Annotated in this window: 9 protein-coding genes and 1 pseudogene; 8 read left to right on the top strand and 2 right to left on the bottom strand. The window is 58.6% G+C overall.

All coding sequences use genetic code 11. From position 1 onward, the window contains the following. Positions 1-65: 65 nt before the first annotated feature. Complete coding sequence (locus tag Q0908_RS14125) at positions 66-1,805, top strand: thiamine pyrophosphate-binding protein (protein ID WP_299285638.1); 1,740 nt, start codon at positions 66-68, stop codon at positions 1,803-1,805. Between the two features lie 111 nt (positions 1,806-1,916). Here Q0908_RS14125 and Q0908_RS14120 read toward each other — a convergent pair whose 3' ends face one another. Continuing rightward, positions 1,917-2,051, bottom strand: a complete 135-nt coding sequence (locus tag Q0908_RS14120; RefSeq protein ID WP_299285635.1) for a hypothetical protein — start codon at positions 2,049-2,051, stop codon at positions 1,917-1,919. Between the two features lie 247 nt (positions 2,052-2,298). Continuing rightward, the gene (locus Q0908_RS14115; RefSeq protein ID WP_299285632.1) at positions 2,299-2,781 is read right to left on the bottom strand and encodes an Lrp/AsnC family transcriptional regulator; all 483 of its coding nucleotides are present in this window, start codon (positions 2,779-2,781) and stop codon (positions 2,299-2,301) included. A gap of 171 nt (positions 2,782-2,952) precedes the next feature. Here Q0908_RS14115 and Q0908_RS14110 point away from each other — a divergent pair. The 7 genes and pseudogenes from Q0908_RS14110 to Q0908_RS14080 all read left to right on the top strand — a co-directional run. Beyond that, positions 2,953-3,369, top strand: a pseudogene (locus tag Q0908_RS14110) (acyl-CoA dehydrogenase family protein); the annotation flags it as partial. 9 nt (positions 3,370-3,378) lie between these two features. After that, a complete protein-coding gene (locus tag Q0908_RS14105; protein WP_299285629.1) occupies positions 3,379-5,565 on the top strand; it encodes an alpha-ketoacid dehydrogenase subunit alpha/beta in 2,187 nt (728 codons plus the stop codon). Next, positions 5,562-6,599 carry an ACP S-malonyltransferase gene (locus tag Q0908_RS14100; RefSeq protein WP_299285626.1) on the top strand — a complete coding sequence of 346 codons (1,038 nt, stop codon included), beginning with the start codon at positions 5,562-5,564 and terminating at the stop codon, positions 6,597-6,599. The genes Q0908_RS14105 and Q0908_RS14100 overlap by 4 nt, the downstream gene beginning before the upstream one ends. After that, a complete protein-coding gene (locus Q0908_RS14095) occupies positions 6,596-7,828 on the top strand; it encodes an FAD-binding oxidoreductase (protein ID WP_299285623.1) in 1,233 nt (410 codons plus the stop codon). The genes Q0908_RS14100 and Q0908_RS14095 overlap by 4 nt, the downstream gene beginning before the upstream one ends. Before the next feature lie 162 nt (positions 7,829-7,990). Further along, positions 7,991-8,959, top strand: a complete 969-nt coding sequence (locus tag Q0908_RS14090) for a TRAP transporter substrate-binding protein (RefSeq protein ID WP_299285622.1) — start codon at positions 7,991-7,993, stop codon at positions 8,957-8,959. Further along, entirely contained in the window at positions 8,922-9,548 is a 627-nt protein-coding gene (locus tag Q0908_RS14085; protein ID WP_299285618.1) for a TRAP transporter small permease, read from the top strand. Before Q0908_RS14090 ends, Q0908_RS14085 begins: the two co-directional genes overlap by 38 nt. Further along, positions 9,545-10,846: a TRAP transporter large permease subunit gene (locus Q0908_RS14080; protein WP_299285615.1), complete on the top strand. Its 1,302-nt coding sequence runs from the start codon at positions 9,545-9,547 to the stop codon at positions 10,844-10,846. The genes Q0908_RS14085 and Q0908_RS14080 overlap by 4 nt, the downstream gene beginning before the upstream one ends. Positions 10,847-10,871 lie beyond the last annotated feature (25 nt).

The following is a 10,871-nucleotide window of genomic DNA, read 5'->3' as shown; positions in this document are numbered from 1 at the left end:
CGACATTTCGTCGGATGCGTTTCGGCGGCTTGTGCAAGCTAGCTTGAGCAGCAAAGGAGACCGTTATGCTAGGTGCAGATATACTTGTTGAAATGCTGGAACGCTATGGTGTGGAGACCATGTTTGGTGTTCCGGGCGACACGAATGTTCCGCTTTATACCGCCCTGCAACGCCGCACTGGTACGATCGAGCACGTGATGTGCCGCGATGAACGCAGCGCTGGCTATATGGCGGATGCCTATGCGCGGATCTCTAACAAGGTTGGCGTCTTCGAAGCGCCCTCTGGTGCCGGTGCGATGTATTCGCTGCCGCCTGTGGCCGAGGCGCATGCGTCCTCCGTGCCTGTGATCCTGTTGACGATCGATGTGCCATTGTCGGGCGAAGGGCGTGGCGTGATCACCGAGCTTGATTGCGTCAAGCTGTTTGAACCCGTCACCAAAGCCTCGATCCAGATCAAATCACCCGAGAAAATCCCTGAAATCATCCGCCGCGCTTTCCGGACTGCCACCACCGGCAAACCGGGTGCCGTTCATCTGGTCATCCCCGAGGACATGCTCAAGGCTGAGGTGCCCGACGGCGAATTTTCTCTTCACGCCGAGGAGGAATGCAAGGTCTTTCCCGCCTATCCGACCATGTCGGAGCCCGGCAAAGTGGATGTGTTGCTGGACATGATCGAACAGGCGGAGCGCCCCTTGCTGGTCGCAGGAGGCGGAGCCAATCGGTCGCGTGCGCGCGCTGCTTTGCAGCGGTTTGCTGAACACATGAATGTGCCCGTCGTGACGACGATCACCGGCCAAAGCACGATGCCGGATGATCATCCGCTGGCCATCGGCGTGATTGGCGACAATGGCTATCATCCTCATGCGAACATGGCTGTCGAGGAGGCCGACCTTCTGATCTACCTCGGCTCCAAGGTCGGATCGGTTGTCTCTATCGGATGGACATTTCCATCGAAAAACCCGGACCGCAAAGTGGCGCAGGTCGACATTGATCCGCAGGTGCTGGCCAATATGACCGAAAACACGTTGTCGCTGGCTGGCGATGTGCGGCTGGTCCTCGAGGCGCTGGTCACAGCCGCAGAAAAGAAACCCGCCAAAGACAACACATGGGTCAACACGTTGAACGGCTATCGGGATGAATTCTGGCAAGGGGCAGAGCCGTTATTCCACGATGTCGAATTGCCGCTGCGGCCGGAACCGGTTGTGCGGGCATTCTCGAAACTGTTGCGCCATCCGGTGAATATTCTGTCTGATGCTGGCACGCCGACACCTTATATGACGCGGTTCCTGCGCATGGGTGACACCGAAAGTACGTTCATCATCCCGCGCGCTTATGGGGGATTGGGCTATGCCATTCCGGCTGTGGTCGGCGCATGGAAAGCAGAGCCTGACAAGACCACGATCGGGCTGTTTGGGGATGGCTCGTTCAACATGAGCGTAGGCGAGCTGGAAACCCTGGTACGGCTCAAGTGCCCAGCCAAACTTATCCAATTCAACAACGGGTGCTTTGGCTGGATTAAGGGATTGCATCGCATGCAGGGCCGAGGGGCTAATGACTGCTATTCGGTGGATTTCACCCAAGCCAATGCCGCGCGCATCGCGGAATCCTTTGGCCTGAAGGCTTGGCGCGCACAAACGCTGGAAGAATTTGAAGAGGCCTTTGCCGCGGCTCTGGTCCACGATGGCCCCTGCTTCATCGATGTCGTTATTGAATCGCTCGCCGAACGGGTTCCGCCGGTCTATTCGTGGCTCAAAAGGACCGGGCGCGACCCGTTGGCCCTGCACTCTGAAAAGCTCGAGTTCTGAAGCCAGCCACATCATCCGCGCTGCATCCAGGATGCTGAGCACCGGCACCCCGGTCGCCGCGCGAATGGCTGCTGCATAAGGCGGCAGGTTTCCGCATTCCAACAAGATGCATCAGATGTCGGAGGCGTTTGCGATCAGTTCGCTTGCCTGCTGGACGGCGTCTGCGTCGATGGCCTGTGCGCCGAAATCCTGCGCCGACGCTGCTTGCCGTTCGAGGATCGCATCAGCAAAAGCTGCAACACGCACCCGAGACGATTTCGATCCTTGTCGAAAATAGGCAGCTGTCCGCACTGCCCGCATCCCGCCCGCACGCGCGCGAATTTGATGTCTCGACTCAGTCCCCCTGGAAAGTGGTCGGGGCTGGCATGAACTGGCATATGTTCTCGGCCCGGCTGGCATTTGGCCCAAGCTAAATGCCAACCGAAAACTGTGTCACCCGGCAGATCGTCAAGACACCAGCAATATGTGGGCAAAATGCCGTGTCACCGGACAATCAGGCCGTGTCATTCAGGACTTGTTCGGTAATGCGTTGCGCCGTTTCCTTGTATCGCCTGTCAAAACGTCGGCCAAAAACGACAAAGGATTTTGTGCGGAGAACGCCGGGCATCATGCCGATCTCATCGATAACGATGTCCAAATCCTCGATCCGGGGGGCCTCTACGCTGACGAACAGATCAAACTCGCCATTGATGGACAAGCACACACGCACTTCGGAATATTGCGATATCCTCTGCAGTATTTTCCGTGTTTCCTGCTGTTTTATCTCGATAAAAACCATCACCTGCACGTTTTCGGTGCTTGGGTTCCTGCTCAGCACGACCGAGTAGCCGGTGATCACACCGTCTTTTTCCATCCTTGCAATACGCTCGTGGACGGTCGACCGCGCGACATCCAGCCGCGCTGCGATGTTTGACGTCGATTCACGTGCATTGCGTTGAAGCTCGCGAATGATCTTGCGATCAAGCTCGTCCTTCAACCATTTTGAGGCGCTTGCTGTCATATTGCCGAGAAAGGCACGATTCTCGGCATATCGTCAAGTTACACCCATCCGAAACTCGCTAGTCTGGAGGGGAAAACCAACGGATGTACGGATAGCGAAATGCTGGATGCACTCAAGCCAAAAGACCGTTCCGACCTTGCTGACTTTGCCTGGGGTGCCATGGGGGCCGCCGAATTCTGCTGGCATGCCGCCCGGCAATACGGGCTTGATCGCAAGCAGTTTGGCAGACCGCTCGCGCAAACCCGGTTGTTCCAGAAAAAGCTGGCGGACATGCAGACGCAGATCGCCCTTGGCCTTAATGCTGCGTTGCAGGTGGGCAGATTGTTTGATGATGCGAAGGCCGCGCCCGGGATGATCAGCCTGATCAAGCGCAACAACTGCGGCAAAGCCTTGGACATTGCGCGCATGGCGCGCGATATGCATGGGGGCAACGGTATTTCAGGTGAATTCCAGGTTATGCGGCATAGGACGAACCTTGAGACGGTGAACACCCGTGAAGGCACCCATGATGGGCACGCCCTGATCCTTGGTCGGGCGCAAACGGACCTTCAGGCCTTTTTTTAGGAAATTGTCATGGATCGCGCAGCTATTGTTCACGAGAACTTCCATCGCCGTCTCAACGAAAACGACCTGCCATCAGGGCCCCTGCCCCATAGCGCGTCTCAAGAACAGTTGATACAGTTGTTCCGGGCGCAGTGCCTTTCGCGCCAATTGGACCGCACCAGCCGTGATATGCAAAAGGCTGGTCAGGGCTTTTACACAATCGGCTCCAGTGGGCACGAAGGCATGGCAGCGGTTGCCCTGGCGCTTCGCCCCAGTGATATGGCGTTTCTGCACTACCGCGATGCCGCGTTTCAAATTGCGCGTGCGGGTCAAGTGCCGGGTCAAACGCCCGCTTGGGATATTTTGCTGAGTTTTGCGGCCTCCTGCGAGGATCCGATTTCAGGTGGGCGACACAAGGTGCTTGGGTCGGATGCACTGAACATACCGCCTCAGACTTCGACCATTGCCAGCCATTTGCCGAAAGCCGTAGGCGCGGCCTATTCCATCGGACTGGCCAAGAGAAATCGGCCAGAGCATGTGCGCATGCCGAGTGATGCGATTGTCATGTGTTCGTTCGGAGACGCCTCTGCCAATCACTCGACCGCACAAGGGGCCATTAACACGGCCTGCTGGACCAGTTTCCAATCGGTCCCATTGCCCCTGCTGTTCGTATGCGAGGACAACGGCATCGGGATTTCCACGCCAACGCCCCAAGGTTGGATCGCCGCCAACTTTGCGCAACGCCCAGGGCTGCGATATTTCACCTGCGATGGATTGAATGCGGATGAAACCTTGCGCGTTGCACAAGAGGCCGCCGCCTATGTGCGAATACGACGCAAACCTGCTTTCTTCCACGTGCGCACCGTCCGTCTTTATGGCCATGCGGGTTCAGACATTGAAATCAGCTACCGCGCAAAGAAGGCGATCGAGGCGGATGAAGCCAACGATCCGTTACTTCACTCCGTGCGACTGCTGCGCGATAGCGGTGCCTGCCAACCCGCCGAGGCGCTGTCGATTTACGAAGAAACTGGCGCGTTGTGCCGTCGCATTGCGGATCAGGTTGTCACGCGTCCCAAACTGAGGACCGCGCTGGACGTGTCGGCGAGCCTTGTTCCCCCTGTGCGGGACTGTGCGCCGACCAATGGGCCATCGGCTTCGACACGGGCCGCCCTTCTGGGCAGCGACCTGCGCGCCATGACCGAACCGCAACCGATGGCCCGCCTCATCGGTTGGGCACTGACCGATCTGATGCTGGATCATCCCGAAGTCGTGTTGGCGGGCGAAGATATTGGACGCAAAGGCGGTGTCTATGGCGTGACACAAAAATTGCAGGCGCGGTTCGGTGCGGACCGGGTGATCGACACATTGCTGGATGAACAAGCCATTCTGGGGCTGGCCATCGGGCTTGGTCAAAACGGCTTTGTCCCGGTCCCCGAGATACAGTTCCTGGCCTATCTTCACAACGCCGAGGACCAGTTGCGCGGCGAGGCCGCAACGCTCAGCTTTTTCTCGAACGGGCAATATACCAACCCGATGGTGCTGCGCATCGCCGGGCTGGGGTATCAAAAGGGCTTCGGCGGGCATTTCCACAACGATAACTCGCTGGCCGTGCTGCGTGACATTCCCGGGATCATCATCGCATGTCCGTCACGCGGCGATGATGCGGTCGCAATGCTGCGCGAAGCCGTCCGACTGGCGCGAGAAGAGCAGCGCGTCGTGGTTTTTGTCGAGCCGATTGCGCTGTATCAAACGCGCGATCTGCACGAGGCCGGTGACAATGGTTGGCTATCGAGCTATCCCGCACCACAACGGCGGATCCCCCTCGGCGAGGTTGGCGTCGCGGGCACCGGGACGGACCTTGCGATTGTGACATACGGAAACGGTCGTTACCTGTCGACGCAAGCGGCCAAGGTACTTGACGCCGCTGGCATAAAGACCCGGGTGATCGACATGCGCTGGCTGGCCCCGATGCCACAGGATACGCTGATCGCACACACCCGCGATTGCGCGGCAACGCTTGTCGTTGATGAATGCCGCAGGACAGGCAGCCAGTCCGAGGCGCTTGTGGCGCTGTTCTCCGAAGCGGGACACCGGAACGTGAGCCGCGTCACGGCAGAGGATTGTTTTATCGCGACGGGCCCGGCCTATGCCGCCACTTTGCCATCGGTTGACGGCATTGTTGCTGCGGCCAAAGCTTTGTGCGGAGACGGATCATGAAAAAGACGGCAGTCGTCATTTGTCCGGGTCGCGGAACATACAACAAGACGGAATTGGGATACCTTACCCGTCACCATGGGGACCAATCCGATCTTTTGGCGCAATTTGACGCCTATCGGACGGCTCAGGACCAAGAGGCTCTGAGCATTCTGGATGGGGCCGACAGATTTTCGGCAGCAAAATACAGCCGTGGAGATCATGCCTCGCCGCTGATCTATGCGTCTTCGCTCTTTGATGCGATGGCGATCTCAGAGGACTATGACGTGGTCGCCGTGACCGGCAATTCGATGGGCTGGTACATTGCTTTGGCTGTTGCCGGTGCTGTAACGCCTCTGGACGGGCTGAAGGTGGTCAATACGATGGGCACCCTGATGCACAAGCGCCTGATCGGCGGGCAGACATTGTACCCGTTCATAGACGATGACTGGGCAGAGATATCTGGTGAGCGGGACCGTGTGTTGTCGCTGATTGCAGAGATCAACGCGCAGGCGGGCCATGCGCTCGCGGTCTCGATCCATCTGGGCGGCATGATCGTCGTTGCAGGAGATGAGGCGGGACTAAGCGCCTTTGAAGCCGCCGTGGACCCTCGGCAGGGCCGGTTCCCGATGCGGCTGCCCAATCACGCCGCATTTCACACCGCTCTGCAATCGCCGGTGGCCGCTGAAGGTCAGGCCGTGCTGGGCGAGGACGTGTTCGCCAGTCCGCAGATTCCGCTGGTCGATGGTCGTGGCGGGGTCTGGTACCCAAAGGCCAACACGCCATCTGAGTTGCGCGCCTACACGCTTGGGCATCAAGTCACTGAAACCTACGATTTCACTGCCGCGATCCGCACAGCCGCTCGAACATTTGCGCCCGATGTTTTCATATGCACCGGTCCCGGAGCAACACTGGGCGGCGCAATTGCGCAGTCCCTGATCAGGGCCGATTGGCTCGGCTTGGCCAGCAAGGCTGCATTCATGGACCGCCAGTCCACGGACCCCATCTTGATCTCGATGGGGCGCGAAGACCAGCGTGGCCTGGTCGTCCGATCATGACGCGCACTGCGGTTGTTGGTGCCGGAATTGTCGGTATTTGCTGCGCAATTGCGCTGGCCGATCAAGGTCACAAGGTCACGTTGATCGACAAAGGGGAACCCGGTCAGCAAACCTCGCGGTGGAATGCGGGGGTGCTTGCAACAAGTTCGGTGATCCCGCTGAACAACCCTGGCCTGTTTGCGAACCTTCCCCGGTTGTTGACCGGTCGCCACCCCGGTTTTCATTTGAATATGGCGGCGGGCTGGACGCTGCTGCCGTGGGCTGCGCTATTCCTCAACAACAGCCGCGCGGTTCGATCAGATCGCAGCGTTGCGGCACTCACTGCCTTGATCACCGCATCACGGCATGATCACGAACGGTTGTGCGCACGCAGTCGCTATGACGGGTTAGAGCAAAACGGTTGGCTGATGCTGTATCGGGGTGAAGCTGGCGCCGCACGTGCCGCCGCGCAACAACAGGTGCTGGCTGCGCGCGATGTCGAGGCGAAGGCCCTGCCGGTATCCCAACTCGCAGAACTGGAGCCGCATCTAAAGCCGGACTTTTCCGGTGTGCTCCATGTCACGCAAAGCGCGCATACCGATCCGTCAGCACTGTTTGCAGCTTACCTCGCCCTTGCAACGTCATTGGGCATCACACTTGTGCGTAACGACATTGGGCGGGTGTCGACCTCGCAAGGCAGCCTGGCGCTTGGCGGATCATCCGGTGACCTTGGGACATTCGACCACGTGGTCCTGACATTGGGGCCTTGGTCCAACGACATCTTGCGCGAGTTGGGGTGCCCGCTGCCGATGGCAATTGAACGTGGGTATTTGCAGGTGTTTGACAGTGCCGCGCCGCTGAACCGGCCCATTTTTGACGTTGATGGCGGCTATGTCGCCGCCGCGCGTCCGGCGGGCATACAGATATCGACGGGCACGGAGTTGACGCGGCTTGATATCGCCCCCAACCGGCAACGCATGAACGCCCCGTTGCGGATGGCGCGTACTGCATTGTCTCTGGGCGCGCCGCGCGCCGATGAAGTTATTGTCGGAAACAGGCCAAGCCTGCCCGACAGTTTGCCGGTTATCGGCGCTGTTCGCGCCGTACCCGGCCTGTGGATTGCCACGGGTCATCAGCATGTGGGCTTTAGCACGTCTGCGGGAACCGCCAGTTTGCTGGCGTCTTTGATGAACGATCAAATGCCGACGATTGATCCCAAACCCTTCAGTCCTTCGAGATTTGGGCTCTGAGTCGCGAACACGCATCGACAGCGCCCCGCGCCGCTGCACGATCCAGCACGGAATTTCCGACGAAATGCCGGAAGGAGTTTACAAACCGGCAAATTGCGCCCCTTTATCCGACAGCACCTCCCTCAAAGCTGGAGAATAGACATAGTCAACTGGGAGTAGACAATGAACACCTTCACAAAACTCGCCGGATCAGTAGCCCTGCTGCTGGCCGCCACGTCGGCGCATGCGGAAAAATGGGACATGGCGCTGGCCTATTCTGCGACGAACTATCATTCCGAGATTGCCGCGGAATTTGCTGCGGCCGTGACCGAAGCAACTGGTGGAGATCTTGAAGTCGTCACCCATCCGGGCGGGTCGCTGTTTGGTGGTTCCGAGATATTTGGTGCAGTGCGCAAAGGCCTGGCCCCCATTGGCGAGCGCCTGATTTCGGCTTTGGGCAATGACAATGCGCTGTTTGAAGTGGACTCGGTGCCGTTCCTCGCCACCGGTTTTGCGGACTCAAAGAAGCTTTATGACGCATCCAAACCCGCATTGATCGAGGCCCTCGAAGAAAGCCGCCTGCACTTTCTCTATTCCTGCCCTTGGCCGCCACAGGGGTTCTACTCGGTCAAGGAAGCCAATTCGCTGGATGACCTGTCTGGTCTGAAATTCCGCGCCTATAACGCAACCACGTCAAAGATGGCCGAAGGTCTCGGCATGTTGCCCACCAAGATTGAGGCCGCCGAATTGAGTCAGGCATTTGCAACAGGTGTTGCGCAATCGATGATCTCGTCGGGATCGACGGGTTATGACCGCAAGTTGTGGGAGCATGTCAGCCACTATTACGACGTCAAAGCATGGCTGCCGCGCAACATGGTCATCGTGAACGGCAAAGCGTGGGGACGGCTGTCAGAAGATAATCAGGCCGCCTTGACCGCCGCCGCGGCTGATGCCGAAGCCAAATGCTGGGCCAAGGCCGAAGAGCTGGACAGCTGGTATATCGAACAATTCGAGGCCAACGGCATGAAGGTTGAGAAGCTCAACCGCGAGATGCAGGCCGAATTCGAACGGGTTGGCGCAGAGCTGAAAGCCGCCTGGCTGGAACGTGCCGGCGATGCTGGTGCCGCAGTGCTCGAAGCCTACGGCAAATAAGACCATGAACGGGCGGCTCTCAGGGCCGCCCGTTTCGATTGGGATGGGGGGGAAACAGATGTTTCGCAGAATATCCAGCGCGCTCGACACGGTTTACAAGATCGGCGCGGCAGCTTCCGGGGCCTTGCTTGTCTTGCTTTGTTGTCTCGTTCTGTACAGCATTTCGTCGCGCATGTTCGGCTTCTTTGCTGGCGGTGCTACGGATGTGGCGGGCTACGTCATGGCCACCAGTACCTTCCTGGCCCTTGCCTATACGTTCCGCACGCAAGGGCACATCCGCGTGGCCCTGTTGATCCAGAATTTTCACGGCCACCAACGCCGGATCATCGAAATCCTGTGTCTCGCGGTCATGTCCGTCGTCATGGCGTTTCTCGCCTTCTATATGTACCGCCTGGTCTATGACAGTTGGGACTTTGGCGAACGCAGCGAGGGTGCCGACGCGATCCTGATATGGATCCCGCAGCTGCCGGTTGCCATTGGCGCATTCCTGCTTGCCGTTTCGGTTCTGCACAGCCTGATTCAGGCCATCTTCGACTATGACGCGATCAACCCTGAAACCAGCGAACATGAAGGGCCGAGTGAAGTATGACCGAAGCATTTGCCGTAACAATCTTCCTCGCGACCCTCTTTATCCTTCTGGGACTGGGCGTCTGGGTTGGGGCTGCCCTTCTGACCACAGCCATCGTGGGGATGTGGCTTTTCACCTCGACGCCAATCGGCGACGCAATGGCCGTAACGATCTGGTCTGAACAATCGTCATGGACGCTGACGGCCCTGCCGCTGTTCATCTGGATGGGTGAGATCCTGTTTCGAACCAAACTATCGGAAACGCTGTTCAAGGGCCTGGCCCCGCTGCTGCGCGGGCTGCCGGGCGGCCTCTTGCACGTCAATGTCGGGGCCTCGGCGGTGTTCGCTGCGATCTCGGGGTCATCTGCTGCGACGGTGGCGACAGTCGGCAAAATGTCCATCCCTGAACTGCGCGAGCGCAAATACCCCGAAAGCATGATCATCGGCACTTTGTCGGGGGCCGGCACCTTGGGCCTGCTGATCCCGCCGTCCATTTCGATGATCATCTTCGGTGTGACGGTCAACGAAAGCATCTCGAAGCTGTTTATGGCCGCTATGATTCCGGGGCTGTGTCTGGCCTTGCTCTTCATGGCGTACATCGCCGTCTGGTCCCTTATCAACCGCAAGACATTCAACCCGATTTTCGATGCCGTCGGGTCCGAACCCTTCTTGAAGCGGATGGCGGATTTGCTTCCGGTGCTGCTGCTGATCGGCGCGGTCATCGGGTCGATCTACTCAGGCGTCGCGACAGCGACCGAGGCAGCCGCGCTTGGCGTTCTGGGGTCGATCCTGTTGTCCATGGTGCAGCGCAGCTTTACCTGGGCCAGCTTTTCGGAAAGCATTATGGGATCGGTCCGGACAACGGCCATGATCATGCTGATCCTGATGGGTGCGGGTTTTCTCTCCCTGGCGATGGGCTTTACAGGTATTCCACGTGCGCTGGCCGAAACCATCGGTGCGTGGAACCTGTCGCCCATCGCACTTATTGCGATCCTGACACTGTTTTACATCATCCTGGGCTGCTTTCTGGATGGGCTGTCCTCGATCGTTCTGACGATGGCAGTGATCGAGCCGATGGTCAGAGCGGCGGGCTTCGACATGCTGTGGTTCGGTGTCTATCTGATGATCGTGGTCGAGATGGCGCAGATTACCCCGCCCATCGGGTTCAACCTGTTCGTGCTGCAGGGCATGACAGGGAAAGACATGGGTTTCATCTCCAAAGCCTCCTTCCCGATGTTCTGCGTGATGTGCTTCTTCATCATCATCCTCGTGTTTTTCCCCGGCTTGGCCACGTGGTTGCCCGAAGTCTTGAGCAAATAGGAGCACGACTATGTCCAAAAGAACC

This window comes from uncultured Tateyamaria sp., from assembly GCF_947494755.1.
Taxonomy (GTDB): Bacteria; Pseudomonadota; Alphaproteobacteria; order Rhodobacterales; family Rhodobacteraceae; genus Tateyamaria.
The sequence above is the reverse complement of the archived record's forward strand: the minus strand, read 5'-3'. Positions and strand labels throughout refer to the sequence as shown.